This is a genomic window from Olivibacter ginsenosidimutans, from assembly GCF_039542865.1.
Classification (GTDB): domain Bacteria; phylum Bacteroidota; class Bacteroidia; order Sphingobacteriales; family Sphingobacteriaceae; genus Olivibacter; species Olivibacter ginsenosidimutans.
In genome coordinates this window covers 420,452-447,429 of sequence record NZ_BAABIQ010000005.1, presented here as the reverse complement: position 1 = coordinate 447,429, position 26,978 = coordinate 420,452, and the positions used below count along the sequence as shown (strand labels likewise).

The window sequence follows — 26,978 nt, the reverse complement described above, 5'->3', positions numbered from 1 at the left end:
GCTACAAAGCTAGGTAAACCAACGGTAAACCAAAACAGTTTTATACTTTTGACGTGATCGGTATCCCGACAACAATGTTCATTCATGTAAACAGTAGTTAGCCATCTGCTGATTTTGCCATAATAAGCAAAAAATGTAAGAATTTTATATTAGGTTTGTCCTGCCTGTTATCTGCTGCTAGTGGATAGAACGTTTACAACAATACAATAATTTTTTTGATGAAAACCAACGACGAACTTTTTAAAAATGTTATAGCGCATGCGAAGGAATATGGTTTTGTTTTTCCTTCAAGTGAAATTTACGATGGCTTGAGTGCCGTTTATGATTACGGCCAATTAGGTGCAGAATTAAAAAACAACATTAAAACCTACTGGTGGAAAGCCATGGTACAACTCCATGAAAATATTGTTGGCATTGATTCCGCTATATTTATGCATCCTAAGATATGGAAAGCTTCCGGACATGTAGATGGCTTCAATGATCCGATGATCGACAATAAGGACTCAAAAAAACGTTACAGAGCTGACCAGTTAATAGAAGATAAAATAGCACGTTACGAAAAAGATGGTAAAACCGATAAAGCATCTAAACTACAAACTGCTTTAGATGATGCGCTTAATGCGGATGATCTAGGTCGCTTAAAGCTAATTATTGAAGAGCACGATATTGTCTGCCCCATTTCTGGCACCAAAAACTGGACAGAAGTCCGACAGTTTAACCTGATGTTTAGCACGCAGATGGGTGCAATGGCCGACGGATCGGAAGAAGTTTACTTACGCCCAGAAACCGCTCAAGGTATTTTTGTTAATTTCCTGAATGTGCAGAAAACAGGTCGTATGAAAATTCCTTTTGGTATCGCGCAAATTGGCAAAGCTTTCCGAAATGAGGTCATAGCCCGACAATTTATTATGCGTATGCGCGAGTTTGAGCAAATGGAAATGCAATTTTTTGTTCGACCTGGCACCGAATTAGAATGGTATAAGCGGTGGAAAGAGACGCGTTTAAAATGGCACTTAGCACTGAAACCCGATCCAGCAAAATACCGGTACCATGATCATGTGAAATTAGCGCATTATGCCAATGCTGCCGTTGATATTGAATATGAATTTCCGTTTGGTTTCAAAGAAGTTGAAGGTATTCATTCGAGAACGGATTTTGATTTAAGCCAGCATCAGCAATTCTCAGGAAAGAAGATGCAATATTTTGATCCGGAAATAAATCAAAATTATATTCCATATGTCATAGAGACATCGATTGGCTTAGACCGGATGTTTTTGACTACCTTGTGCAATGCTTACGAAGAAGAAGATTTAAGTACAGCTGAAAAGCAGGACTCCAGATCAGTACTTCGCCTTCATCCGGTATTGGCCCCCATTAAAGCTGCCATATTTCCGTTAACTAAAAAAGATGGATTACCTGAAAAAGCAAGAGAAGTTATGCAGCTATTAAAAATGGATTACAACCTTATTTATGAAGAAAAGGATGCCATTGGTAAACGTTATCGTAGGCAAGATGCCGTTGGTACCCCCATTTGTATTACCGTAGATCATCAAAGTTTACAGGACGATACGGTTACGATAAGGCATCGCGATACGATGGAACAAGAGCGGATTGCCATTCACGATTTAGCCTCCTTTCTTGAGGGTATTGTCGGTTGGAAATCCCTGCTGAAAGAACTCTTATAAACAATAAAGGTTGGGTCGAAAACCCAACCTTTATTGTTTTATACCCTACGCAGATTTATTATCTCCTTGAGTATTAGGTCTGATAATCAAACGTAGACTTGGGTTATTGGTTAAAAATGACCAAAACCAACCCGTAACCAGTTTAATTTTATTTCTAAAGCCGGCAATAGGTATAATATGAATAAATAACCATGTTAACCATGCAAACCAGCCCGTAAACGTAAATTTAGGCAAATCAACCACAGCCTTGTTCTTGGTTATAATAGCCATACTTCCTTTATCATTATATTTAAATGCTTCTAACGGCCGCTTTTCTAGGATATTGTCTAAATTTTTCGCTAATAATTTTCCTTGTTGTATGGCTACCTGGGCTAATTGAGGATGACCATTAGGGAATGCCGTATCACTGGTTTGCAAACAAATATCTCCGATAGCGAACACATCATCTACTCCCTGTACTTTATTATAAGCATCCACTAAAATTCGCCGTCCTCTGCCAATAGATTCCTTTGGTAAACCAGGAGCTTCTTTTGCAATAACTCCAGACGACCAGATTAAGGTATCTGTTGCAATGGTAGATCCATCTGCAAAAATAACCTTACCATCAACATAATCCTTCACGCCTGTGTTCAACTTCACCTCTACCCCCATATCCTGCAAAACCTCATAGGCTTCTTGTTGTGATTTTTTACTCATTGGCCCTAACAGGCTAGGTGCCATATCTACCAAGACAATTCGCATTCTACCATTAGGAGAGAACTCAGGATATTCCTTTGCTAATATCTTTTTGTTCATATAGGCTAACATTCCTGCCAATTCTACACCTGTTGGTCCGCCTCCTGATATGACAATGGTTGAAAACCGTTCACGATCGGCATCGCTATGGCCCTGTGCCGCACGTTCACCATTGCGAAGAATGTGATTCCTCAAATTAATGGCATCGTCTATCGTTTTCATAGGCACAGCATACTTTTCTACGTTTTCCATACCAAAGTAATTTGTTTCCGTGCCCATGGCCAAAACTAAATAATCATACGACACCTCTCCTGAACTTGTAGACACGACTTTTTCGGAAACATCGATAGCTTTCAATTCTCCATAATGAAACCTGAAATTAGCCGCCTTACTAAACATCTTACGAAAAGGATACGTAATAATAGATGTTTCTATAAAAGCTGTAGCTACCTGATAAATTAACGGAGGGAAAAAATGATAGTTATTTTTATCTATCAAGGTAATATTCAGGCTTTTGTTTTTTGACAGTTGTTTGGCTAAATTCATCCCTGCAAAACCGCCACCAACTATAACAATATTCATAAGTATATACGTTTTTCTTTAACGACCATTGAAATATTCACGTAAGGCATTATTTAGTTTATTGCCGAATGAGCATTTCATTACAATAATTTAAAAGACTCCAAAATGATGCGCAAAGGTGACAATTTTTACAATCCTACGCAACCTTTCCTGATTATTCTTCTCCATTATTAAAGTACGGACAAATATAAAACTAAATTCGCAAAATAGTGTACAAAAAACACTAAGTATAAACACGCTGAATTCGTTTAACAGTGCCTTGACATTTTCACTGCCCATTATCTAACAATCCGCATTTTGTATTGTTTATGAAACGTGTGGTAATTGCGTTGTTAGATGCGGAAAGAAATGAGGATAAGAAGCGCATTTTTCAAAACTATTTTTCCATCTGAAAATGAGAAATATACTGCCAAAATCAATCGCAGGTGCTACAAAAAACAAAAAATCATTTGACAATTTAAAACATTAGCCTATATTTGCATCGCAGTTCGGAAAAAGAATATTTAGAAGAATTGACATAACCAGAAAACACTCCTGAATAGCTCAGCTGGTTAGAGCATCTGACTGTTAATCAGAGGGTCGCTGGTTCGAGCCCAGCTTCAGGAGCGAACTAAAAGCCTTTTCCAGTACTGGAAAAGGCTTTTTTTATGCATTAAAGCCTGATTAATTGGTTATTACCATAAATTTTCTCCTTGAAACTTTCATGATCCTCATTTTATAACCACAACCGGCAATTGCCCTACTCCCAACCATTCTCGAACTGTCTTCTCTAAAAAAGGTATAAAAAAATTAGAAAAATACTATTTAGAATATAAAAAAATATATACTTCTATCGTAAATAGATCATAAACTCACCGTAAATTTACCGTAAATAATACGGTAAATTTACGGTGAGTTTACGGTTAAAAAACGATAACATTGAGAATTTATATTCTATTTTTCTATTTTCTATTTGATTTCTTTTTACTTTTTGGGATTACGTTAGGGATAAGAATGGATAACGTTAACTCAAAAGAGCTTATAAATTGGACGGGTTTCGACCTGTTGCATATGCATCGCTTTTTAGCTATGTTTGCGGCGCATATTTGCTTAAATACACTATTTCTTTCTATTATTATGAGTTTAATCATTCTCGGTTCGGTTGCTTTTGATGCCTTGGAAACACCTTTTGGTAAAACCGATAAAATAGTTGGCGGTGCTGCCAGTTACGCTGCTCTCGCTGCATCATATTGTTATGATCAAGTAAAAATTATTGGCGTGGTAGGAGAAGACTTCGGAGAAAACAATCTTTCTAAATTTTCAAAACACCATATTGATATTACTGGTATTCAAATCAAGCAAGGAGAAAAATCTTTTTTTTGGTCTGGCAAATACCACAACGATATGAATAGCCGGGACACCCTGATTACTGAGCTGAATGTTTTGGCCGACTTTGATCCGATCATTCCTCCATCATACCAAGATGCTAATTATATCCTATTGGGAAATCTCAGTCCGCAAGTGCAGCTAAAAGCACTTGAACGGTTAGACAAAAGGCCTCAATTAGTTGTGCTGGATACAATGAATTTTTGGATGGATATCGCACTTGATGATTTAAAAAATATACTTAAGCAAGTGGATGTATTGACGATTAATGACGAAGAGGCCCGTCAACTATCCGGTCAATATTCATTAGTCAAAGCGGCGGAAGTTATTTTACGATTAGGCCCATCATACCTAATTATTAAAAAGGGGGAACATGGTGCCCTTCTGTTTGGTGAAAATCGTATTTTTTCAGCTCCTGCCTTACCTTTAGCAGAAGTATTTGACCCAACAGGAGCGGGTGATACTTTTGCTGGTGGATTTATTGGTTATTTAGCCCACGTCAACGCAACCGATTTTGACTCCATGAAAGCTGCTGTAATTTATGGCTCTGCGCTCGCTTCATTCTGTGTAGAAAAGTTTGGTACGGAGCGACTGGAAAATTTGACGAAACAAGAAATCAACGAAAGGATTGAATCATTCAGTCAATTAACCGCATTTACTATATAAGTCAAGCAACAGGCACCCCTATCAGGTACGACGGTTAGGTTTGTAATAAACCAACCGTCTTAAAGCGCTTAAATACTTCCGCAGTATGAGGAGCATCTGCAAGTTCCAGCGTCAGGTCTTGACCAGCCCAATGCTCATAATGCACCCCTTTCTGCCATAATCGACTTGTCGTTACATCATAAATGATCCCTTGGTAGGCCACCCAGATTTCATTTCTATCTTGGCCATTCCTTAGCGCTAATTGTTGTAAGCTATAATATACTTCCATCACTCCAATTGCAAAAATTCCTGGCGAGAATTCTTTCCGTTTAGACTTATCGCCTTGCTAAAACCTTTCAGAAGTTAGTTTTTTTTATAAAAATTAAACTAAAAAGAAATTTAAAAAAAATCGGATAGCTGTAAACTATCCGATTCCGTACTGATATCGCTTCTCTTTTCCTTAAATCGCAGCGGCTACGTAAGCATATGATTTTGACCTTAATTGATAAGGTTTCAATGATTTCTTTAGTGTTTTACGAGCCACGTGTATGCGTGTCTTTACTGTACCGATTGGAATATCCAAGTGATCTGCGATTTCATGATATTTATATCCTTCAAAATACATGGTAAAGGGTACATAATAATCATCCGATAAGTTAGCCATGGCGTGTTTAATATCATCCATAACAAATTTGTTTTCTCCATTATTACCGGTAGCGCTATACGATAAATTCGCGGACGAAATTTCATCAGATTTGGTAACAAAAGAGCTTATTTTCACAAAGCGACGGTAATTATTAATAAAGGTATTTTTCATGATGGTATATAGCCACCCTTTTAAATTCGTTCCTTCTTTAAACTTCTCATAATAGGTAATTGCCTTGAGCACAGTATCCTGAACCAAATCATTTGCATCCTCGTCATCATGTGTAAAATGTAAGGCATACAGTTTCAACGAGTCCGATTGCTTTGTTACCATGGTGTTAAATTCTAGCTTTGTCATACTGTTTAGGGGTTTGTGGAAACAAGGCATTTCCTTGTTACCGAGTTTAATACAATCGCATTTTAAATAGCTTAATTATTTATAAAATACATTCACTATTAAAGCTATGCAACTATCTAGCCAAACCCGCTAACAGCTTTCAAAAAAAAATAATTTTTAATGAATAGTTAATTTTCGTTTAACTAAGCAATAACATTTACTTCCCGCTCCAAGGTTATACCAAATCGTTCTTGGACACTCTCTATGATTTTTTCTGACAACTCATAAATCTCTAATCCAGTGGAATTTCCATGATTCACTAAAACCAAGGCTTGATTCTTCCATGTTCCAGTATTCCCCACGGTCTTTCCCTTCCAACCGCATTTTTCAATTAACCATCCCGCTGCCAACTTGAATTGATTCTGCCCAAAAGGAAAATATACAATGTCTACAAAATTAGACACCAATCGATTAAAGGTGTCTACTGATACAATTGGATTCTTAAAAAAGGAACCCGCGTTACCTATCGTTGATGGGTCTGGAAGTTTTTCTACCCGAATGGCGGAAACAACCTCAGCTACATCTCTAATCGTAGGAGATGTAATTCTCCTTCGTTCCAATTCTTCTTGTATCGCTCCATATCTTGTATTAACTTCAGACTGCCGAGATAATAAAAGGTTTATTTCGGTAATTAAATATCTCCCTTTATACTTTCCTTTAAAAATGCTTTCCCGATAACCAAAAGCACAATCGTTTTTATCAAAAGTGGTAAAGATCCCATTGGCTATATCAAAGGCCTTACAACTTTGGAACACATCCTTTAACTCAACACCGTATGCTCCAATATTCTGCACAGGTGCTGCACCAGCTGTCCCGGGAATTAGACTCAGGTTTTCAATTCCGCCAAAACCATGTGCTACGCAATAATTAACCACGTCATTCCATAATTCCCCAGCTTTCGCTAAAACCACTACACCATCCTCTTTTATTTCATGCGTTATCCCGCGCATGTTCATATGAACGACCAAACCCTCATAATCATGGACAAAAAGCATGTTGCTGCCACCGCCTAAAAACAACAATTGCTCCTTTTCAAATACTTGTTGTGCAAACAGTTCTTCTAAATCCTGTTCTTGCCGAATTTGAACAAATTGCCGAGCAATTGCCTCTATACCGAATGTATTATAGTCCTTTAATGAAACCCGTTGTGCTATTTTCATCAGATGCGTTTACTTTTTGAATGCTAACATTTACCTGAGCCTTTATACCTATTCTTTCACAGTGATGCTCCTGACCAGTTCTCGCTTGTTTATTTTATCCATTTGCCCTTCCTACTACGTAGACTTGTTTACCATCCCATTCATTGACTTTTTTTTTCAAATTTTCAATTTTTACGTATATTTATGAGATACTTAAAAATGAGGCCCAAACTTAGACAAACTTGCATGGATGTGCAAGTATATAGAAAGGACGTATAATATAAACTATTTTTAAGCATGATCTGTTGGAATAAAATTGGATAAATGGTTAATCACGACAAAAAACGAACGCTGATTATAGAAACGGCAACGAAGCGTTTTGCACATTTTGGTATTGCAAAAACAACCATGACTGAAATTGCTAAAGACCTATCCCTGTCAAAAGCGTTGTTATATTACTATTTTCCGGACAAAATTAGCCTTTTTGCAGCAGTACTGGAGAACATTGCAAAAAAAATGATTGCGAAAATTCAAGTAGGACTACAAGGCATTGACAATTGCGAAGATGCTGTATTGTACCTTATTGATATGCGTTTAGCTTTTGCTATGAAGTATTACAACCTGTTCGATCCAAGCTTAAATTCTATGACCGAAATGCCAGCGGAATTGGCCCGTGCTATTCAACTGGCGGCAGATCTCGAAATAAAAATTATCGCTGATATTTTTAATAAAGCCAATAAAAATGAAGAAATGAACATCGAAGAACCTACGCATATTGCAGAAATTTTCCTTAATGCAATGATAGGTATGCGTTTTTGTGTACTAAAAGACAAAAAAGCAATGTTTATTCCTACTAAAGAAGAATTTGATGAGATCTCTCAAATGCAAAAAAAACTGGCCGTAATTTTCCTAAATGGTCTTCGACACCAAAAGTCAGAATAATGTCATTTTAATCTTTTCATAATTATTTGCTTGTCTTTGACATACTTACGCGTTATTTTTGACCAAAATTTATTAAAAGTCAAAAAGTATAATAGTTGAAAAGTAAAGAAATTAATATAGAAACCAATGAAGTAAAAAAGCAGCAGATTGTACAGGTGGCTTTAAAGCGGTTTTCGCACTTTGGGATAAACAAGACAACCATGAGCGAAATTGCTGAAGACATCTCCGTGTCTAAAGCGAATCTTTATTATTATTTCCCTGATAAAACCGCTTTAGTGATTGGTGTAATTATGCAGTTAATTACTGAAGGGAAGGAAGCACTTAATCAAATCCTTCATCAGTCAGATCATATCTTGGATACCCTAATCGGTTTTCTTAAACTCAAAACAGATTTTTTTGAGAAGCATTACTTATTGCATGTCACTATGGGACATGCGGATAGTAACTTAAATATGGCTGAAATCAATACATTAGGCAAATATGCTGAAGAAATGGAATTGGAAGCACTCCAACAAGCCTTTACTAAAGCGATTGCCAACAACCAACTTGTAACATTTGATGTTACACAAACGTCTCAAATATACTTTACCATATTAAAAGGCATAGCGATGGTTGCTATCGCCAAAATAGCAAATAAGGATATCCCTGAAAATTCCATTTTCAGAGAGATTTTTGAAAAACAGAAAATAGCCACCACCATATTTATCAATGGATTAAGGCATCATAAGTAGTTAATGGAACATAAGGAAGCGTATAGAACGTCATACGTATTAAATTATAATTGAAACATAAGAAATGGGAATAAAAAAAACCTTCACGGTGTTCGGCTTCTTGCTCATTAATTTTTTTCATCTACAAGCACAAGACTCCCTGACGCTGAAACAAGCTTTGGATTATGCTTTAAAGAACAGTGAAGTTGTAGAAAAAGCTAAACTGGACATTATTAATGGTCAGCATAAAGTAACTGAGGTCAGGGCAGGAGCTTTACCTCAAATCGATGTAACAAGCACACTTACCTATAACCTGCTGGTCCAACAATTTATTTTACCAGCAGAATTTATGGGTGGCAATCCTGGAGAGTTTATCTCGGTAAAGGCAGGGCAATCTTGGGGAGCAATGACACAGGTTCAATTGAACCAACAACTTTTCAACCAATCCGTGTTTACCGGATTAAAAGCCGCAAAAAGCTCTGAAGAATATTATCGTTTGGCAGCAGAGCTCAGTGAGGAAAATGTATTGCAACAAGTAGCAGCCAACTACTATCAAGTTATTATCAATCGAGAACAACTCAACGTAATCGATGCTAATTTGGATCGCACAGAAAAACTGCTAACGATGGTATCTAGCCAGTTTGAACTGGGCTTAGCCAAAAAAATCGATCTCGATCGTATGAAAGTTAATAAAAGCAATCTATTGGCTCAAAAGCAAGAATTACAGACTACTATTACCCAGCAAAAGAATTTGTTAAAGTATTATATGGGTATGCCCGTTACCGAAGAGATTAATCTTCCTTATCAAGCTGTAAAAGAACTGGAACAAGAGGCGCTTCAATTGAACAATGACGGATTTAATTTAGAACGTATGGTACAGTTTAAGGTACTGAAAAGTCAGGAAACCTTACTACAACATCAACGCAAAGCATATATTGCCGAATATTATCCTAATTTATCCCTAGGTGCCAATTATATGCTTAATAGCCAAAGTAATCGTTTCGACTTATATAGTAGTAAAGCGTTAAACTATGATATGTCGGCATTAACGCTAACCTTGAAAGTGCCCATCTTCGATGGTTTTGCCAGGAGATCCCGTGTTAGGCAATCCGAAGTAGAGCTACAAAAAATTAATCAGGATATTCGTAACACATCCAATTCCTTAAAAATGGCTTATGATAATGCTACGAACCAATTAAAAAATAGCTTAACGACTATTAAAACGCAAGAAGAAAACAAGCAGCTGGCTGAAGAAGTTTTTAACAGTACCCAAAATAACTACCAAAATGGATTAGCGAGCTTAACGGATTTATTGACCTCAGAAACAGATCTGGTAGCTGCACAAAATAGTTATAACGAAGCGCTTCTAAAATATAAAGTGGCGCAAATTGAATTAATAAAATCCAACGGAAACATCAAGTCCTTGCTAACAGAGTAGCTCGATAGACCCACCAAAAACAAGAAAAATAATCGATAGAAATGAAGAGAACAATTTTTACCATAGTTATTGTCGTTGGCATTCTGGCCTTGATTGGTTGGATTCTCATTAATAACAAAAAAGAGAACCAGGCAAAGACCGATATCGTGGCTAAAGGTACAGGAGCCGTCATCGTCCGGACAGCTACCGTAAGCAAATCACCGCTTAATTTAGACTTTAGCGCTAACGGTAATTTCGCTGCATGGCAGGATTTGAGTCTATTGGCTGAAAACAGTGGGCGCATTACCCAAATACTGGTCGATGAGGGAGCGCATGTTAATAAAGGCCAAGTTCTCGCACGCATTGATGATAAGTATCTAAGTTTAGCCCTGCAAACAGCAAAAGATAATTTAAGCAAACTAAAAACAGATCAGCAACGTTACGAAAGCTCGTTTAAAACCGGGGGTGTCACGAAAGCACAATTAGATGAAATTAACTTAAATGTGCGCAATGCAGAAAACCAATTTCAGGAAGCACAACGTCGTTTGGCAGATTCCTATGTAAAAGCACCTATTGCTGGAATCATTAATAAACGGAATATTGAAGTGGGTGCCTATGTGTCTCCTGGAACAGCGCTTTTCGATATTGTTGATGTTTCCCGGTTGAAACTCTTGGTAAATGCAAATGAACTACAGGTTGTAAACTTGAAATTAGGAGATCAAGTAAAAATTACCTCCACCGTGTTTCCTGATAACGTATTTAGTGGAAAAATTTCTTTTATAGCGGCTAAGTCAGACAACACGCTTAATTATCCTGTAGAAATTCGGGTTGAGAATTCTTCAAATCAACAGCTCAAAGCAGGTATGTATGGCACAGCAACGTTTGAATTACCCAAACAAGAACCCACCATTATTATTCCGCGAGGTGCCTTTGTAGGTAGTGTAAGCAGTAACGAGGTATTCATCCTTGAAAATGGAAATACTGCTAAATTACGGAAGGTAACTGCTGGTAGAAATTTAGGCGAACAAGTAGAAATTTTAAGTGGCTTAAAAGAAGGAGAAGTTATCATTACTAGTGGTCAAATCAATTTAGTTGATGGTACAGAGGTAAAACCTCAGGCGCTGGATAGTACAAAACAGCATAAGGTATCTAATCAAGTTGCAGATAGTACTAATAAAAATTAGCAACGTATCGTCTGGGATAAATCTGTATCGCTATGGCTACTTAAAGATAGCATAACGCACATAAAACGTTTATCCTCATAAAAATGAGTTGACTTGATGAAACACGTTAAAAAACGATTATTTCAATGAACCCTGCATGAATTGCCGTCAACAAAAGGATATGAATCATTTATGCAAGCTTCATTGCCAAAAAGAACAAATTGCAAAGCATTCATTGATGCCAATCAGAACAAACAATGAATCAATAATTTAATTAGATGAAAATAGCCGAAATATCCATAAAACGCCCTTCCATCGTTATTGTAGTCTTTACCGCACTAACGCTCTTAGGAATCATCAGTTACCTCTCGTTGAATTATGAGATGCTTCCGAAATTTAGTCCGGGCGTCGTTTCTATTTCTACGATTTACCCTGGAGCATCTCCAAACGAGGTTGAAAATACCGTCACTAAGAAACTGGAAGATGCCGTTTCCTCCATGGAAAATATTAAAAAACTGGAGGCTACTTCCTTTGAAGGACTTTCCGTAATTACCATTACACTTACCAGTGAAGCCGATGTAGATTATGCAATAAATGACGCGCAACGAAAGGTAAACGCAGTTTTGTCAGATTTGCCGGATGATGCTAAAACACCTTCTTTAGCCAAATTTTCACTAGACGATTTACCAATCGTCACCTTATCTGCAACGGCGAATATGGATGACGCCCAATTCTTTGACCTCATTGATAAGCGTATTCAACCCATTGTCTCACGCGTAAATGGCGTTGCACAGGTTAACCTCGTTGGCGGTCAAGAGCGTGAGATACAGGTGAATCTAAATGCCGCCAAATTGGAAGCGTATGGTTTATCGGCCTTAGATGTACAGCAAATCATATTAACTTCCAACCTCGATTTCCCAACGGGAAGTGTAAAGACAAAAAACCAGGATATCCTGATTCGTTTGGCAGGAAAATATAAGTCGGTGAGCGAGTTACGGAATTTGGTTGTAAGCACAAAAAATGGTGTTCCTATTCGGTTACAGGATTTAGCCGATGTTCAGGATGCGCAAAAAGATGTTGAAAAAATTGCCCGTTTAGATCGGAGTAATTCCATCATTTTGCAAATTCTTAAGACGTCTGACGCTAATGCCGTAAAAGTGAGTGAGGGTGTCCGTGCCATTATTGAGCAATTACAAGTAGACTATCAAAAAGATAATCTTCAAATAAAAATTGCGAACGACTCTTCAGAATATACGCTGGAATCGGCTGATGCCGTTGTACACGATTTATTCTTAGCGGTTATCTTGGTTGCTGTCGTAATGCTCTTCTTCTTGCATAGCCTTCGTAATGCTGTCATTGTAATGGTTTCTATACCGGCATCACTTATCGCCACCTTTATTGGAATGGAACTTTTTGGTTTTACACTTAACTTAATGTCCCTATTAGGCCTTTCCTTGGTGGTTGGAATTCTGGTAGATGACGCTATTGTGGTTATCGAAAACATTTACCGGCACATGGAAATGGGGAAAAATCGTGTCCGTGCGTCTTACGATGCGACAAAAGAAATTGGATTTACCGTGGTTTCTATCACCATGGTAATCGTTGTGGTGTTTTTACCCATCTCAATTAGCACGGGCCTAGTCTCTGACATTTTAAGGGAATTCTGTGTTGTGGTCATGATCTCCACTCTTCTCAGTTTATTGGCCTCCTTCTCTATCGTACCTTTGCTTACCTCTAGATTTGGTAAATTGGAGCGAATTTCCAATCGTACCTTTATCGGCCGTTTTGTGTTGTGGTTTGAAAAGCAATTACATCGTTTCACCAATTGGGTAACTAGCGTACTAACGTGGGCACTTGACCATAAAACCATTACCTTAGTTACGGTTTCTTTATTATTGGTCTCTTCTTGCGGATTAACCTTTGGTGGTTTTATTGGTGCAGAATTTTTTGCTCAGGGTGACCGCGGAGAATTTCTTGTCCAAATAGAATTACCCAAAGATGCTTCCATAGAACAAACCAATCAAATGGCGAGGCAGGCGGAAGACTACCTCAGCAAGAAAAAAGAAATTGTATCCTTAATTACCACTGTTGGCCAATCCAGCGATAATCTAGGAGCCGATCAATCAACGGCCTACAAGGCTGAAATTACCGTAAAGCTTGTTCCCAAAAACCAGCGGGAAGATGCTTCAAATATATACGCCGCAAAATTGAAAGGTGAGATAGAACATTTATTGGTGCGTGCAAAAGTCAAAACGGTGCCCATTAGTATTTTGGGTATGGCTGAACAGGCCCCTATCGAAATGGTCGTAACCGGATCTGATCTCGACAGCGTATTGGCTTATGCTGAGCAGGCAAGGGGTATATTGGCCAAGGTCCCGGGGGCTGCAGAAACCAAATTGTCTGTAGAAAGTGGTAATCCTGAAATTGCAGTAGAAGTAGATCGTGATAAAATGGCCGCTTTGGGATTATCTCTCCAAACCGTAGGAAGCACCATGCAGACCGCATTTAACGGAAATACGGATGGTAAATTCCGACAAGGCGAATATGAATACGATATTAATATTCGCTTTGAAGACTATGACCGAAAAAATGTAGACGATGTTAAAAACCTTTATTTTACCAATAACGATGGTAAATTGATTAAACTTTCCCAATTCGCAGATGTACGGGAAGGATCTGGCCCTAGCCAGTTAGAACGACGGGATAAAAGTACTTCCGTTAAAGTACAGTCTCAGGCAGTAGGCCGACCATCGGGCAGCATTATTCAGGATTTTGAGAAAAAAGTTGCACAGTTGCGTAAACCTACAGGCGTTAACTATGTCTGGGGTGGCGACATGGAAAACCAATCCGAAGGTTTTGGATCACTAGGGACTGCCTTACTGGTGTCCATCGTATTGGTATACCTCATCATGGTAGCATTGTATGACAGCTTTGTTTATCCATTTGTGGTCATGTTTTCTATACCACTCTCGGTAATCGGTGCGCTACTAGCCTTAGCATTAACCAATAATTCGCTCAACATTTTCACTATCCTTGGACTGATTATGCTGATTGGCTTGGTAGCGAAGAATGCGATTATATTGGTTGACTTTACCAATCAAATGAAAGCCGAGGGTAACAGTACACGCCAAGCGCTTATTTACGCCAATCACGCCCGTTTACGCCCAATCTTAATGACCACCATAGCCATGGTTATCGGCATGATGCCCATAGCCTTAGCGTCCAGTGCTGGTTCCGAATGGAAAAACGGTCTGGCATGGGTAATTATCGGTGGGTTGATCAGCTCACTTTTCCTGACCTTGATTATTGTTCCTGTAGTTTATCAAGTTGTGGATAATATTTTGCATCGATTTGGCTTAGACAAAAAGGGAAGGCCTATTGAGGAACTTATGGTTGAAGATTACGAACATAAAGAAGTCAAAGAGTATGAAAGCACACATTAGCTTGATTACAAGACAAACATAATACTAAATAAAGCGCCTTAACTATAAATTTGGGCGCTTTATTTGCTTCTCTGCTATTCAGCATCGTCACCTTCACGTCAAACCTGATAAATCCAACAGAAGCAATTCCTAAATCTTGTACCTTTACCACACTTAACATACGTTTAACTTTGGTAACAATTTGATAATGAGCACTGGAACATCAATCTCCAATAGCACGCTGCATCGATTTGAAAAAATAGCCTTACTGGAAGGTATTTCTTTTCTTTTATTGGTATGTATAGCAATGCCCTTGAAATATTGGGCTGACTTTCCAATTGCTGTTAAATATGCCGGTTGGCTGCACGGCGTATTATTCATTGCCTACTTCTTTACCCTAATCCAATGCTGGATTGCCTATGATTGGAAATTTGGAAGAGTCATTTTATTTTTCATCGCTTCGTTAATACCCTTTGCCCCATTTTTCGTAGAGAAAAAACTCAAAAAAGAAGAAACCCGCGCATAAGATATTCTAATGATGAAATCTGGTCAACTAAAAACACCTATTATAGGAGCTTTATTGCTACGATTTACATTCCTATTAGTTGTTTATGCCCTTCTACGATTAGGTTTCTACCTCTATAATATCAGTTTGTTCCCTGGTATTAACGGTAAACAGCTCCTCACCATTTTTACTGGTGGTCTCAAATTTGATATTTCGGCACTCCTTTATATTAATGCACTGTATATTTTATTAGTGGCGATCCCCCTCCCTTACCGGTATCATCCCCGTTATCAAGGTATCTGTAAATGGATCTTCATCGTGACCAACAGCATCGGGATTATGGCTAACCTAATCGACTTTGCTTACTACAGATTTACGTTAAAACGTACAACTGGGACGGTATTCGATCAATTTTCCCATGAACAAAATAGGCTGCAATTAACGTTTGATTTTTTAGTGGACTATTGGTTCTTAGTAATCCTATTGCTCTTATTTATCTTGCTGCTCACAAAAACCTACCCGTTGGTCAAGATAAAAAAACCTCAAAAAACTACTGGTTTCCGCTATTATAGTATACAAAGCATTTATTTTTTGCTCATCGCTTGGCTGACTGTAGTGGGTATGCGCGGTGGTTGGCGACATAGTACACGCCCCATTACGTTAAGTAATGCCGGAGAGTTTGTACAATCGCCTAACCAAATGAGTTTGGTGCTCAACACTCCCTTTTCGATTTTACGCACCTTGAAATCGGTTAATTTAAAACCGGTACATTATTTTCAGGACAACGAACTTAACCAAATTTACGCTCCTATCCATGTCCCTGCAGATACTGCTCAGTTTAAACCGCTCAACGTTGTCTTTCTGATCATCGAAAGCTTAGGAAAAGAACTTGTTGGCAGCTTGAACCAAGATTTAGAACATGGACAATATAAAGGTTATACGCCATTTTTAGATTCGTTAATCGGACAAAGCATGACGTTCACTCAGAGTTATGCAAATGGAAGAAAATCAATCGATGCTTTACCTTCTATTATATCGGGGATTCCATCTATCCGTGAACCTTTTGTGCTATCTGTGTATTCTAGTAATAAAACAACCAGTATTGCTAAATTGCTTGGAGACAAGGGCTATGAAACCGCATTTTTTCATGGTGCCCCTAATGGATCTATGGGCTTTTCTTCCTATACTAAATTAGCGGGCATACAGCATTATTACGGCAAAACGGAATATCATAATGATGCCGATTTTGATGGTACATGGGGCATTTGGGATGAGCCCTTCATGCAATTTATGGCACAAACCATCAACGGTTTCCACCAACCTTTTTTCTCTGCTTTCTTTTCCGTTTCATCCCATCATCCATTCAAAATTCCAACGCAATATACCGGAAAGTTCCCTAAGGGCCCTTTACCAGTACAAGAACCTATGGGGTACACCGATATGGCTATACGGAAATTTTTTGATACCGCCAGCAAAATGCCTTGGTTTAAAAACACCTTATTTGTACTTTGTGCAGATCATGCTACGGTAACGTACCATCCCGAGTATCAAACCATTCCCGGTGCATTTTCCATTCCTATTGTGTTTTATTATCCTGGAGGCCATTTAAAAGGGAAAACGGATAAGTTGATTCAGCAAATCGATATTATGCCTACCGTGTTGAATTACCTCCATTACGATAAACCTTATTTCGCTTTTGGTTTTGATGCCTTTTCTTCACAAACAAACAATTTCGTTATCAACAACAACGATGGCACGTTTAGTTTGTATCAAGGAGATTATCTATTATTAAACGATGGGCAGCAAAGCACGGCTCTATATAATCTAAAGAACGACCGTTTAACCCAGCATAACTTGATTGACCAGGAGATAGGTATTGTGCAACAGCTAGAAACAACCCTCAAAGCATTTATACAACAATACAATAACCGTATGATTAATGATCAATTGCTTAACTAAAAGATAGAGTAACTGCATTTAACATGCTTTGATGGTCCGTTTTAAAAGAATCAATAAGTTAAATATTGTTGATATACCGCTTGCATATACGCCTGACCAGATTTAAAAAGCGGACTCTTTTCATCACAGGCCTGTTCACCCGACGTATACGTTAATACTTTACCGACATTATCAAAACCTAAAGCGCAAGCAGTATCAACCACTCCCCAACCATTGGCCCAAGTAAAAAAGGCAAAAGGTTTAGTCGTGGGATTTAACAAGTCCCGACTCCAAACGTAAGCATCACTACTAAGCCCCGCTTGATGGCACAGGGTAGAAGCAATATCTACTTGGCTACCTAATTGATCAATACGCTTACCCCGGTAGGCGGTTCCAATAACATCCCCATAGAATAACAAAGGAATATGGTATCGCTTCGGATGGTTGCTATCCCATTTTTCTAAAGGCAATCGATGTCCGTGATCTGCTACTATCACAAAAAGTGTATGTTTATACCAAGGCATCGCTTTTGCCCGATGGAGATAATCATAAAGCACAGAATCTGTATAGTATGCAGTGCTTCTGAAAAGATCGGGTAAATTATCTTTTCCGAATTTATGCGCACCAGGGAGATCAAAAGGCTCATGGTTATTTAAGGAAAGGATGGTTGAAAAGAAAGGCTCTTTTTCTTTACTTAAATCCTGTAGTTGTCTATTAAAAGTCAGCTCATCAAAAACACCCCATTTTGATTTTACCTCTCGAGCAGCAAAACTATACTGGTCTACTACCCGGTCACAGGCATGACTGAGCATATACCCCTTAAAATTATAGAACTCGCTTTCGCCTCCGTAATAAAAAGACGTATGATAACCCTTTTGCGCAAAATCTTTCACCAAGGAAGGCAAACCCTCTTGCTTATGGATACTTTTGATAATACTCTGTGACGATTGCGAAGGAAAAGCACTTAAAGCAGCAATAATTCCCTTATCCGTTCGGTCGCCTGAAGCATAAATTTGATCAAACAGTATCCCCTCTTTTATCAACTGCTCAAAACGCGGAGCGACACCCTTTTCTCCTCCTAGGGCCTCTATAAGATCTGCTGTGAAACTTTCCAATAAGATAAATACAATATTTGGACGATCATTGGTTAATATACGTGGGCTTTTTCCCTCGGTAGTTAATAAGGGTTTTAGTATTTCCGTTGTGCGCCTATCATCCATCACACGGTAAGGATTCGTCGCTTGTCCTTTGGCATGTACCACATCATTCATTAAATACCAGACAACATTGGTAGCAGCATGGTTGGGAAAAGCCTCAGTTGTAAAATAAACCATAGATGAATTTAAGGGCGTTAAGCCCCAACCACCCCGAATAAAAAGGAATACTATTACGAGTACTCCAAATGATGTGATCGCTTTTATAGGCCAGGCAGCTGTTACAGGCCAGGCAAAAGTATAAATACCTAAACCTTTTGCCAACAATAAGCCAATGACAATTAACATCACCAATAAACTTAACGAAAGCCAAATAGGAGAAGAAGATGCTGAAGCAAAAGCCAGTTGTGGTGCATCTAAGAAAATGTCGATGGCTTTATAAGAGAATAATGTATCCCATTCCCGATAAATATTCAAATTAATAATCGTTATCAAGGAGGAAATTCCGATCACCACCCAAACATACACCTGAGCCGCCCGCTTGGGAATAATCGGTCTTTTTAACCAAAGCTGCGTTGCCACAGTCAAGGCTGGAAGGGCACAAATATAAGCCGCCATAGAGGCATCCATACGTAAACCATAGGCAAATGTCTTAAAGATGGTCGACCAATCCAACGTGCTAAGCTGCTCGTAAAAGTACAACAGGAATATCCCGCGGCAAACAAATGCAAAAAGTAGCCAAAAAATAAAATACCGTAAAAGAAGACCAACTAATGTTTTCATCAGTATAAATTAACCCGCTATGGTCGGTCTCCAGCGAAGGCATAAGTAATCTCTGTTTTTCCATGTGGAGTAGGATTACCCGCTTCATCTAGGTTAACAAATACTAACTTATCGATGGTTAAGATACTTTTACGTGTAATTTTATTCCGCACCTCACAGGTTAAGGTAATCGATGTTGTTCCAAAATGCGTAGCTTGAATACCCAATTCAATAATATCTCCTGCCTTAGCTGAGCTCACAAAATTGATTTCCGAAATAAACTTGGTAACAATCTTAGAATTTCCCAATTGCACAATTGCATAAATCACCGCTTCCTCATCTATCCAGCGCAATAAAGTTCCACCAAATAAAGTACCATTAGGATTTAGGTCTTCGGGTTTTACCCATTTCCGCGTATGAAAATTCATGTATATAAAGGTATTAAGGTCGAGTTATAAGGTGCAGGTTAGCTTAAACCAAACACCTTATACCTTAGACCTCGTTAAATGTGTATCGCTCTATTCCCTGTAGCTGCCAACGCAGCTTCCTTAAATGCTTCTGTGTAGGTTGGATGCGCATGGCATATCCGGGCGATATCTTCCGCAGAAGCGCGATACTCCATTCCTACCACGGCCTCTGCAATAATATCAGCCACTCGGGGGCCAATCATATGCACCCCTAGGATTTCATCGGTACTGGCGTCTGCCAAAACTTTAATAAACCCTTCCGTATCCATACTAGCCCGTGCTCTTCCACTAGCCTTAAAAGGAAAAGAACCTACCTTATATTTTACGCCATCTTTCTTCAGCTCCTCCTCTGTAGCACCTACACTAGCCACCTCAGGCCATGTATATACCACTCCAGGAATCAACTTATAGTTGATATGCGGTTTTTGTCCAGCAATTAGCTCAGCAACGTAAACAGCTTCTTCTTCAGCTTTATGTGCTAACATGGCTCCTTTGATCACATCGCCAATAGCATAAATCCCTTTAACCGGTGTTTCCAAATGTTCATCAACGGGAACTTTCTTTCCTCTTTCTTCTAAACTGATGCCAACCGCTTCTATGTTTAAGCCTTCAGTATAAGCAGTTCTTCCCACAGCAACTAAACAATAATCGCCTTCCACTTTCACCGGATTACCTTTTGCATCTTCAGCAGTTACCGTGACGGTTTTTCCTTTTACGGTAGCTCCTGTCACTTTATGACTCAACAAGAATTCAAAGCCCAATCCTTTTAAAGACTTTTGCAGTTCTTTTCCCAAGCCCCTGTCCATGGTAGGAATAATGGCGTCTAAGTATTCAATAACAGTTACTTTCGCACCTAAACGGGCATATACAGACCCCAACTCCAACCCAATCACTCCACCACCAATCAGCACTAAATGCTTTGGAACTTCAGTTAGATTCAATGCTTCCGTCGAAGTAATAATCCGTTTCTTATCGATCTTCAAGAATGGTAAAGAAGCAGGTTTGGAACCTGTAGCAATGATGACATTTTTAGTCGTAATCTCTTCACTACTTTTGTCGTCCTTCGTTATTTTAATGGTATTTTTATCCACAAAAGAACCTATCCCCTGATAAACAGTCACTTTATTTTTTTTCATCAAATAGGCAATACCAGATGTATTTTGGTTAACAACTTCTTGCTTCCGCTTGATCATCTGCTTCAAATCAACTTTTAAATTACTTAAATTGATTCCATGTTCAGCAAAATGTTTCTCCGCATTATAATAATGCTCGCTAGAATCAAGTAAAGCTTTTGATGGGATACAGCCGACATTTAAACAAGTTCCGCCCAACGTATCGTATTTCTCTATAATAGCGGTTTTTAGTCCTAATTGGCCACAACGGACGGCGGCTACATAGCCGCCGGGTCCACTGCCTATGATTACTACATCGTATTGCATGTATGTTTTATTTATTTTCGATGAACAGATTATGGGGCAAAGTTACAAAAATCCTGAGCCCATTTATTAAAAATACTAGGCTTTAGTAACAGTATAAAGTAAAAAAAGCCCCATAGGTTTCTTATCCCAAGGAGCTTTTTCTACTGCCGCATAAGCACTTATTCGGCAACAATCTTTCCACGCATGGTTCCCCAATGGCCGGGGAAACTACAGATAAACTCGTATACTCCGGCTTTCGGTAAAGTAAATTCAATTTCATCAGTTTCGCCAGGACCTAATAATTTAGTATGCGCAATAATAGAAGAAGCAAAAGTTGAAGGAATATATTCATCATCTTTCGCTTTAAATGCTTCACCACCAAAAGCTGCCACGTCAGTACCCTGATCTAAAATAACAGCATTATGCCCCATTGACTCTATAGGTTGCGTCCCTACATTTTTCAAAGTCAGCTTTACTTTTCCGCCAGCTTTTACTTTAAACAAATCCTTATCAAAACGCATATCATCTGATGCTTGAAGCTCAATATGATCTGTCGTTTGTACATTTTCCAATCCTGGAACTGCTGCGGATGTTTCTGTTCCAGCAGAAGCCGCCGTACTGTCATGCTCATGGCCTGCCTCTGAATTACTATTACCTCCACCACAAGCTGCGATGAAAAAAGCTGCAGCTAAAGCTGGTACGATAAAAAATTTTTTCATTTCCTATTTTTCTTTAAAATTCACGTATGACAAACTTATTAATAATTTACGAAAATAGCCGACTTTCATTTGAAATTATACAACAATAAGGTTTATGCCTTAAGCTTTAGATCTTAGGCTTTAAGCTTTCCGGCTTTCTGTATGCCAATCTCATTACGTATCAAGACGTAAGGATCAAGCATCAAGATTTCATTTAGCACGAGCGGTTGCAGTAGCAGGGTTATTATTTTCGTCAGGTGTAACCTGCTATTGCCAGTGCCACTCTTGAAATTTTTCTTATGTCTTGCTACTTATGTCTTATGTCCTTAATTTAGCTTTCTGCTCTCTAAAGCATCGGATGCCGTTCAAAAGGTTCATTACGATCAAAAAGGTAACGGTAGGTATGGTGCGTTTTATAAATAGTCGCCCCAATCTGTTGAGCAAGGTTCATCATTTTTGGATTAAAATCTCCTATCCAATTCATTTGTAGCTCTTCATAGCCTGTTTTATCCTTTTTATTCACCAATAGCTTCGCCGCTTCCAAAATTAGGGCCACCTCAACACCTTTACGTTGATGCGCAGGAACAACACCAAACACAATACCAAAAAGCGTCTTACAGCGTTTGAACCACTTATTCCATAAGAGCATCAATAGACCTTTAATGCCAATTTTACCCTTTACATATTTTACAACGAGCTGATTTACGTCGGGAATACTGATAAAGAAACCTACCGGTTTACCTTCGAAATAGGCAAACCAAAGTCCGATGGGATCTATAATAGGTCTTAAACTTTTCATGATTTTATTGGCCTGCTCGCTTGTCATCTCGCCAACGCCATCGTGTTTAATCCACGCTTGATTGTAAACTTCCCGAAAATGCTGTGCTGCCCGATCCAGTTGATTGCGTCTCGCATAATCAAACGTATACCCTTTCATCTCTAGTATTCGACGGGCTTTATGAGCATACCGTTCACTGAGCGCTAAATCAGTAAGCCTTCGATAAGTGTATTGTTTGAAATAAACCTGAAATCCATAGGCTTCAAAAAGTGCTTGATAATACGGTGGATTGTAATTACTGCAATAACAGGGAGGTACAAAACCATCGACCAATAGGCCCCACCAGCGCTCTCGGCTTCCGAAATTTATAGGTCCGTCCATAGCTTTCATACCTTGATCGGCTAACCAATGTTTAGCCGTATCAAATAGCAAAAAGGCAGCCGAATGATCATTAATACATTCAAAAAAACCACATCCTCCAGTGGGTTGTGTATAGTTGTAGGCACTTACCTGATCGTAAAAAGCGGCAATGCGTCCTATGCATGTGCCTGCGTCGTCAAACAATATCCAACGACAACAATTACCTATAGCAAACAAGTTATTTTTTTCTGGATCAAAGACGTGCTGGATATCTTGATTTAAGGGCTTAATATAATTTTTATCGGTTGCATACAATGTTCTTGGCATCTCTAAAAACAATCGGTCAAGTGCTGGCGTATCTACCTGTTTAACTTTCATGCAAATTAGCTCAATTTAAATAAATGCATTTCCCCTGTTGGCATTATGAATAAAGCGATTTCTCGAAGAAAAAACTAAAGATATGCAACATTTACCGATATTAGGCGTCATATTAAAAAAATTCACGTATATCGATAAAATTGACTACAACAATATTAACATGAAACAGAAAATAAGTTCAATCGGATGGCTTATGCTCCTACTTCCTTTTTTATGCATAGGCATCTCACAGGCAACTGTTCTCCACGGCAAATCTTATGATGAAACCCGCCAGGTTTCAGGTTTCCATGCCATAGAAAACGTAGGTAGTATCGATGTGGAAATCACTATCGGTAATCAGGAATCATTGAAGATCATTGGAAATAAAGAAGCTATTGATCTAGTAGAGACACAAGTTAAAAATGGTATATTGGTTATCCGTATCAAAAATAATCATGAAAAGTTATTTAACAATTGGAAAGTTCAGAAGAATTTACGTATTCAACTAACCGCTAAATCATTAGACGGCATCAAACAAAGCGGTTCTGGAAACATAAAGGTTAATAATACGGTAAAGGGTGATCAATTGCGGGTGGCCGTATCCGGTTCAGGCGATATGGTCGTTCCAGTAGCGGTTACTCATCTTTCAGCAGCTATCACCGGTTCAGGCGATATGGATATTCAAGGTTCAGCGCAAACAGCCGATATACGCGTCACAGGTTCGGGCGACTTTGAAGGAAATGCTCTAAAAACGAAAGAGGCCAATGTGACAGTAACCGGTTCAGGAGATCTCGACATTTTCGTAAGCGATACCCTGAATGCCCAATTATCTGGTTCGGGCGATATCACCTATGATGGAAATCCAAAACAAGTTAATAAGCACAAATCTGGCTCTGGGGATATTTCTGCGAAATAGGGTAAAAAAAAGCATAAGGCATTAAGCTGTAAGCTATAGACCAGCTAATCATCAGTTTAAGCGCTATATTTCAACGCACAAAGGCAACGCGTAACTATAAAGTTTAACGCTTTATACGAACATGTCCATCCAAGTTGTAACGCAACTGAAATACTTGTTGATTGCTCATTTCACCGGGCGTAAAATGTAAGCTAAGCATAAAATATCCTTCAACATTTCCGGTCCGAAACGGACGCCACCCCAAATCTAGGCGATTATAGGTGTCTTTGGTATAAAATCGGTCGCCGAAAAGAATATCGTGTGCTTGTCCTTTATAAAAAGTATCGTGTAAAACCCAAGCCTTATAAGCAGCATGTATATCCGCAATAAAGCCTTTTGGCGTACGGCTTCCATAAACACTTCTTATTCTATCAAGGGAAGCCAATCCTCCTGCGGCGATCGTAAGCGAATCCAATCGCCATCGTTCACTTAAATCAACGCCAACCTGCATCAGTAAGGACGCGTTATCTCGTACAGGATAATCGCCATTTAGCGTATTTGCTGTGTGCAGCATGGTGGCATAATGCGTAAAAAAGAAAATACCTGTCTTTACTTTTCCAGATAGGCCCACCATAAATTGCTCCCGGTCCACCGCTGTTTGCCGACTTGTCCAATCTATCCAAATCTGCTGACTAACTGTGGCATTCCGATACCGGAAGAATAAGCCTTCTATATTTGGTCTGTAGTAATTTAACGTGTCATTTAAAATAGATCTTGGATAAGTATCTAGGAGATCTTGCCGTGGAAAAGCGCCTAAATAGAACGATAGGCCGCTATGTTCATAATTATAATATATGGTTGGATATACCTTATCGACAAAAGGTTTAGCACCAAATTCTTGTAAAAAGTTAACGCCAAAACGGATGCGATGCGTACTGTCTAGGCTAAAACCAACCTCCGGTGCTAAGCGTATGCCTAAAATAGATTGCGAATATAAGCCCGCCTTAACATACTCCCTATTATCCGCAAAACCAAAAGCACGCATTTGCCATTCAAACAGTTGCTGAGCTTTCACGACATAACCTATCAAGCAGCAGCATAATAACAAAAAGCTTTTTTTCATACCATGGTACACTTCACAAAAAAAGGTGCCTAAAAGGTCATCATATGACGGAGATAACCTTTTTAGACACCCTTATTTTAATCTTAATTCCGATTATATTTTTAACAATAGTCTAGCAGGATCTTCCAACAATTCTTTCACCCGCACCAAGAAACTTACCGATTCCCGGCCATCAACAATGCGGTGATCGTAAGATAACGCTACATACATCATCGGACGGATAACCACTTCACCATTAATCGCTACTGGTCGCTCCACGATATTGTGCATACCTAAAATGGCCGACTGTGGTGCATTGATAATCGGTGTAGACATCATCGACCCAAAGACACCGCCATTGGTAATGGTAAACGTACCTCCCGTCATTTCCTCAATCGTGAGCTTATTGTCGCGTGCTTTAAGCGCAAGATCACGCACCGCTTTTTCTATTTCATCTAATGTCATAGACTCGGCGTTGCGAATCACCGGAACTACTAAGCCCTTTGGCGCAGACACCGCAATAGAAACATCAGCAAAGTTACTGTATACAATTTCGTTGTCCTCTATCCGCGCGTTTACTGCTGGCCACTCAGCCAAGGCAGTAGTTACGGCTTTGGTAAAGAAAGACATGAATCCTAGGCCTATACCATATTTTTCTTTAAATTTATCTTTATACTTCGCCCGTAAATCCATTATTGGTTTCATGTCTACCTCATTAAAGGTGGTTAACATGGCCGTTTCATTTTTCACGCTAACCAGGCGTTTAGCAATGGTTTTTCGTAACGAAGTCATCTTTTCCCTTCGCTCTTCCCTCGATCCAGCTGTCGGCTTAGAAGCGCTTGCAGGTGCTGACTCGGTTTTGTTTAAAGGAGGAGGTGCTATTAGAACAGTCTCTTTTTCGACCACCGTATTCGCATTTGCTTTTAACGCATCCTCCTTGGTAATACGCCCGTCTTTACCGGTACCTTTAATGGTATTAGGATCGATTCCTTTTTCTTTTAAAATTTTAGCAGCCGCAGGAGATGGTGTTCCGGCAGCGTAATTTTGCTCTTTTTCTTCTTCTACTTCCTTAGAAGCTGAGGTGCTTGCTGTCGCTATGCTAGCAGCTCCCTTTCCTGACGGAATAATTTTAGCCACTACAGCACCAATCGCTAACGTGTCTCCCTCTTTTGCAACAATCTGTAATGTCCCGGCCACTTCTGCAGGCAACTCAAACGTTGCCTTATCTGATTCAAGCTCTGCTAAATCCTCATCCATAGCCACCTCATCTCCATCATTTTTTAACCATTTAGATAACGTAACCTCGGTGATTGACTCACCAACCGTTGGAACTTTTATCTCTACTGGTGCACTACTTGCTGTTGCCTGGTTAGTAGTCGCTGATTGAGCTGATTGCTCCTCGGGTGAAGCTTTTCCTGCTGGGTCCGCTGGGGTGCTAGCTCCTTTTTTATCAGCTGTTTCTTCAATAGTACATACCACTGCACCAATCTCGAGTGTGTCCCCTTCTTGGGCAATGATGTGTAGGATACCAGCTTTCTCAGCAGGTAATTCAAATGTTGCTTTATCCGATTCCAACTCGGCTAGATTCTCATCCATTTCTACGTAATCGCCGTCTTTCTTTAGCCATTGCGACAGCGTAACTTCAGTTATCGATTCGCCAACCGTTGGAACTTTTATTTCTATCGCCATATCGTTTA

General features: G+C 39.1%; 21 protein-coding genes and 1 tRNA gene. 11 read left to right on the top strand and 11 right to left on the bottom strand.

All coding sequences use genetic code 11. From position 1 onward, the window contains the following. Window positions 1–218: 218 nt before the first annotated feature. Window positions 219–1,685 carry a glycine--tRNA ligase gene (locus tag ABD930_RS05440; RefSeq protein ID WP_425571099.1) on the top strand — a complete coding sequence of 489 codons (1,467 nt, stop codon included), beginning with the start codon at window positions 219–221 and terminating at the stop codon, window positions 1,683–1,685. A 45-nt stretch (window positions 1,686–1,730) separates the two neighbouring features. Here ABD930_RS05440 and ABD930_RS05435 read toward each other — a convergent pair whose 3' ends face one another. Beyond that, the gene (locus ABD930_RS05435; protein ID WP_345230687.1) at window positions 1,731–3,002 is read right to left on the bottom strand and encodes an NAD(P)/FAD-dependent oxidoreductase; all 1,272 of its coding nucleotides are present in this window, start codon (window positions 3,000–3,002) and stop codon (window positions 1,731–1,733) included. A 532-nt stretch (window positions 3,003–3,534) separates the two neighbouring features. Here ABD930_RS05435 and ABD930_RS05430 point away from each other — a divergent pair. Beyond that, window positions 3,535–3,608 (top strand) — tRNA-Asn (locus ABD930_RS05430). Window positions 3,609–4,118: 510 nt separating this feature from the next. Next, window positions 4,119–5,033 (top strand): PfkB family carbohydrate kinase, encoded by a 915-nt coding sequence (locus ABD930_RS05425; RefSeq protein WP_345230817.1) that lies wholly within the window; start codon window positions 4,119–4,121, stop codon window positions 5,031–5,033. A gap of 34 nt (window positions 5,034–5,067) precedes the next feature. On the opposite strand, the gene ABD930_RS05420 is transcribed toward ABD930_RS05425, so the two are convergent. From ABD930_RS05420 to murB, 3 genes are all read right to left on the bottom strand, one after another. Beyond that, on the bottom strand, window positions 5,068–5,301 hold the full coding sequence (locus ABD930_RS05420) for a cytochrome b5 domain-containing protein (RefSeq protein WP_345230686.1): 234 nt from the start codon (window positions 5,299–5,301) through the stop codon (window positions 5,068–5,070). Between the two features lie 171 nt (window positions 5,302–5,472). Further along, window positions 5,473–6,015, bottom strand: coding sequence for an RNA polymerase sigma factor (locus ABD930_RS05415; RefSeq protein WP_345230685.1), 543 nt, complete (start codon window positions 6,013–6,015; stop codon window positions 5,473–5,475). A 182-nt stretch (window positions 6,016–6,197) separates the two neighbouring features. Then, window positions 6,198–7,214 carry a UDP-N-acetylmuramate dehydrogenase gene (murB, locus tag ABD930_RS05410; RefSeq protein WP_345230684.1) on the bottom strand — a complete coding sequence of 339 codons (1,017 nt, stop codon included), beginning with the start codon at window positions 7,212–7,214 and terminating at the stop codon, window positions 6,198–6,200. A gap of 303 nt (window positions 7,215–7,517) precedes the next feature. On the opposite strand from murB, the gene ABD930_RS05405 reads away from it, so the two are divergent. The 7 genes from ABD930_RS05405 to ABD930_RS05375 all read left to right on the top strand — a co-directional run bounded on the left by ABD930_RS05405 (window position 7,518) and on the right by ABD930_RS05375 (window position 17,311). Next, on the top strand, window positions 7,518–8,135 hold the full coding sequence (locus tag ABD930_RS05405; RefSeq protein ID WP_345230683.1) for a TetR/AcrR family transcriptional regulator: 618 nt from the start codon (window positions 7,518–7,520) through the stop codon (window positions 8,133–8,135). Window positions 8,136–8,230: 95 nt separating this feature from the next. Continuing rightward, a complete protein-coding gene (locus ABD930_RS05400) occupies window positions 8,231–8,866 on the top strand; it encodes a TetR/AcrR family transcriptional regulator (RefSeq protein ID WP_345230682.1) in 636 nt (211 codons plus the stop codon). 64 nt (window positions 8,867–8,930) lie between these two features. Next, the gene (locus ABD930_RS05395) at window positions 8,931–10,283 is read left to right on the top strand and encodes a TolC family protein (protein ID WP_345230681.1); all 1,353 of its coding nucleotides are present in this window, start codon (window positions 8,931–8,933) and stop codon (window positions 10,281–10,283) included. Between the two features lie 41 nt (window positions 10,284–10,324). Next, window positions 10,325–11,446 carry an efflux RND transporter periplasmic adaptor subunit gene (locus tag ABD930_RS05390; RefSeq protein WP_345230680.1) on the top strand — a complete coding sequence of 374 codons (1,122 nt, stop codon included), beginning with the start codon at window positions 10,325–10,327 and terminating at the stop codon, window positions 11,444–11,446. A 257-nt stretch (window positions 11,447–11,703) separates the two neighbouring features. Beyond that, window positions 11,704–14,868, top strand: a complete 3,165-nt coding sequence (locus ABD930_RS05385) for an efflux RND transporter permease subunit (protein WP_345230679.1) — start codon at window positions 11,704–11,706, stop codon at window positions 14,866–14,868. Window positions 14,869–15,055: 187 nt separating this feature from the next. Next, window positions 15,056–15,373 carry a DUF3817 domain-containing protein gene (locus ABD930_RS05380; protein ID WP_345230678.1) on the top strand — a complete coding sequence of 106 codons (318 nt, stop codon included), beginning with the start codon at window positions 15,056–15,058 and terminating at the stop codon, window positions 15,371–15,373. A gap of 12 nt (window positions 15,374–15,385) precedes the next feature. Then, the gene (locus tag ABD930_RS05375; protein WP_425571105.1) at window positions 15,386–17,311 is read left to right on the top strand and encodes an LTA synthase family protein; all 1,926 of its coding nucleotides are present in this window, start codon (window positions 15,386–15,388) and stop codon (window positions 17,309–17,311) included. Between the two features lie 50 nt (window positions 17,312–17,361). Here the strand turns inward: ABD930_RS05375 and ABD930_RS05370 are convergent, their stop codons facing one another. From ABD930_RS05370 to ABD930_RS05350, 5 genes are all read right to left on the bottom strand, one after another. Further along, the gene (locus ABD930_RS05370; RefSeq protein ID WP_345230676.1) at window positions 17,362–19,227 is read right to left on the bottom strand and encodes an LTA synthase family protein; all 1,866 of its coding nucleotides are present in this window, start codon (window positions 19,225–19,227) and stop codon (window positions 17,362–17,364) included. Between the two features lie 17 nt (window positions 19,228–19,244). Continuing rightward, on the bottom strand, window positions 19,245–19,634 hold the full coding sequence (locus ABD930_RS05365; RefSeq protein ID WP_345230675.1) for an acyl-CoA thioesterase: 390 nt from the start codon (window positions 19,632–19,634) through the stop codon (window positions 19,245–19,247). 74 nt (window positions 19,635–19,708) lie between these two features. Further along, window positions 19,709–21,112 carry a dihydrolipoyl dehydrogenase gene (gene lpdA, locus ABD930_RS05360; protein ID WP_345230674.1) on the bottom strand — a complete coding sequence of 468 codons (1,404 nt, stop codon included), beginning with the start codon at window positions 21,110–21,112 and terminating at the stop codon, window positions 19,709–19,711. Between the two features lie 158 nt (window positions 21,113–21,270). Further along, window positions 21,271–21,810 carry a plastocyanin/azurin family copper-binding protein gene (locus ABD930_RS05355; protein WP_345230673.1) on the bottom strand — a complete coding sequence of 180 codons (540 nt, stop codon included), beginning with the start codon at window positions 21,808–21,810 and terminating at the stop codon, window positions 21,271–21,273. 325 nt (window positions 21,811–22,135) lie between these two features. After that, window positions 22,136–23,305 carry a hypothetical protein gene (locus ABD930_RS05350; RefSeq protein ID WP_345230672.1) on the bottom strand — a complete coding sequence of 390 codons (1,170 nt, stop codon included), beginning with the start codon at window positions 23,303–23,305 and terminating at the stop codon, window positions 22,136–22,138. Window positions 23,306–23,465: 160 nt separating this feature from the next. On the opposite strand from ABD930_RS05350, the gene ABD930_RS05345 reads away from it, so the two are divergent. After that, entirely contained in the window at window positions 23,466–24,200 is a 735-nt protein-coding gene (locus ABD930_RS05345) for a head GIN domain-containing protein (RefSeq protein ID WP_345230671.1), read from the top strand. 103 nt (window positions 24,201–24,303) lie between these two features. On the opposite strand, the gene ABD930_RS05340 is transcribed toward ABD930_RS05345, so the two are convergent. Both ABD930_RS05340 and odhB read right to left on the bottom strand, forming a co-directional pair. Then, window positions 24,304–25,302 (bottom strand): hypothetical protein, encoded by a 999-nt coding sequence (locus ABD930_RS05340; protein WP_345230670.1) that lies wholly within the window; start codon window positions 25,300–25,302, stop codon window positions 24,304–24,306. 93 nt (window positions 25,303–25,395) lie between these two features. After that, complete coding sequence (gene odhB, locus ABD930_RS05335; RefSeq protein ID WP_345230669.1) at window positions 25,396–26,970, bottom strand: 2-oxoglutarate dehydrogenase complex dihydrolipoyllysine-residue succinyltransferase; 1,575 nt, start codon at window positions 26,968–26,970, stop codon at window positions 25,396–25,398. Window positions 26,971–26,978 lie beyond the last annotated feature (8 nt).

What these genes read in the sequence shown, in the direction of transcription:
- ABD930_RS05440 (WP_425571099.1), top strand. Translation starts at nt 219, where the DNA reads ATGAAAACCAACGACGAACTTTTTAAAAATGTTATAGCGCATGCGAAG.
- ABD930_RS05435 (WP_345230687.1), bottom strand. Translation starts at nt 3,002, where the DNA reads ATGAATATTGTTATAGTTGGTGGCGGTTTTGCAGGGATGAATTTAGCC.
- ABD930_RS05425 (WP_345230817.1), top strand. Translation starts at nt 4,119, where the DNA reads ATGAGTTTAATCATTCTCGGTTCGGTTGCTTTTGATGCCTTGGAAACA.
- ABD930_RS05420 (WP_345230686.1), bottom strand. Translation starts at nt 5,301, where the DNA reads ATGGAAGTATATTATAGCTTACAACAATTAGCGCTAAGGAATGGCCAA.
- ABD930_RS05415 (WP_345230685.1), bottom strand. Translation starts at nt 6,015, where the DNA reads ATGACAAAGCTAGAATTTAACACCATGGTAACAAAGCAATCGGACTCG.
- murB (WP_345230684.1), bottom strand. Translation starts at nt 7,214, where the DNA reads ATGAAAATAGCACAACGGGTTTCATTAAAGGACTATAATACATTCGGT.
- ABD930_RS05405 (WP_345230683.1), top strand. Translation starts at nt 7,518, where the DNA reads ATGGTTAATCACGACAAAAAACGAACGCTGATTATAGAAACGGCAACG.
- ABD930_RS05395 (WP_345230681.1), top strand. Translation starts at nt 8,931, where the DNA reads ATGGGAATAAAAAAAACCTTCACGGTGTTCGGCTTCTTGCTCATTAAT.
- ABD930_RS05390 (WP_345230680.1), top strand. Translation starts at nt 10,325, where the DNA reads ATGAAGAGAACAATTTTTACCATAGTTATTGTCGTTGGCATTCTGGCC.
- ABD930_RS05385 (WP_345230679.1), top strand. Translation starts at nt 11,704, where the DNA reads ATGAAAATAGCCGAAATATCCATAAAACGCCCTTCCATCGTTATTGTA.
- ABD930_RS05380 (WP_345230678.1), top strand. Translation starts at nt 15,056, where the DNA reads ATGAGCACTGGAACATCAATCTCCAATAGCACGCTGCATCGATTTGAA.
- ABD930_RS05375 (WP_425571105.1), top strand. Translation starts at nt 15,386, where the DNA reads ATGAAATCTGGTCAACTAAAAACACCTATTATAGGAGCTTTATTGCTA.
- ABD930_RS05370 (WP_345230676.1), bottom strand. Translation starts at nt 19,227, where the DNA reads ATGAAAACATTAGTTGGTCTTCTTTTACGGTATTTTATTTTTTGGCTA.
- ABD930_RS05365 (WP_345230675.1), bottom strand. Translation starts at nt 19,634, where the DNA reads ATGAATTTTCATACGCGGAAATGGGTAAAACCCGAAGACCTAAATCCT.
- lpdA (WP_345230674.1), bottom strand. Translation starts at nt 21,112, where the DNA reads ATGCAATACGATGTAGTAATCATAGGCAGTGGACCCGGCGGCTATGTA.
- ABD930_RS05355 (WP_345230673.1), bottom strand. Translation starts at nt 21,810, where the DNA reads ATGAAAAAATTTTTTATCGTACCAGCTTTAGCTGCAGCTTTTTTCATC.
- ABD930_RS05350 (WP_345230672.1), bottom strand. Translation starts at nt 23,305, where the DNA reads ATGAAAGTTAAACAGGTAGATACGCCAGCACTTGACCGATTGTTTTTA.
- ABD930_RS05345 (WP_345230671.1), top strand. Translation starts at nt 23,466, where the DNA reads ATGAAACAGAAAATAAGTTCAATCGGATGGCTTATGCTCCTACTTCCT.
- ABD930_RS05340 (WP_345230670.1), bottom strand. Translation starts at nt 25,302, where the DNA reads ATGAAAAAAAGCTTTTTGTTATTATGCTGCTGCTTGATAGGTTATGTC.
- odhB (WP_345230669.1), bottom strand. Translation starts at nt 26,970, where the DNA reads ATGGCGATAGAAATAAAAGTTCCAACGGTTGGCGAATCGATAACTGAA.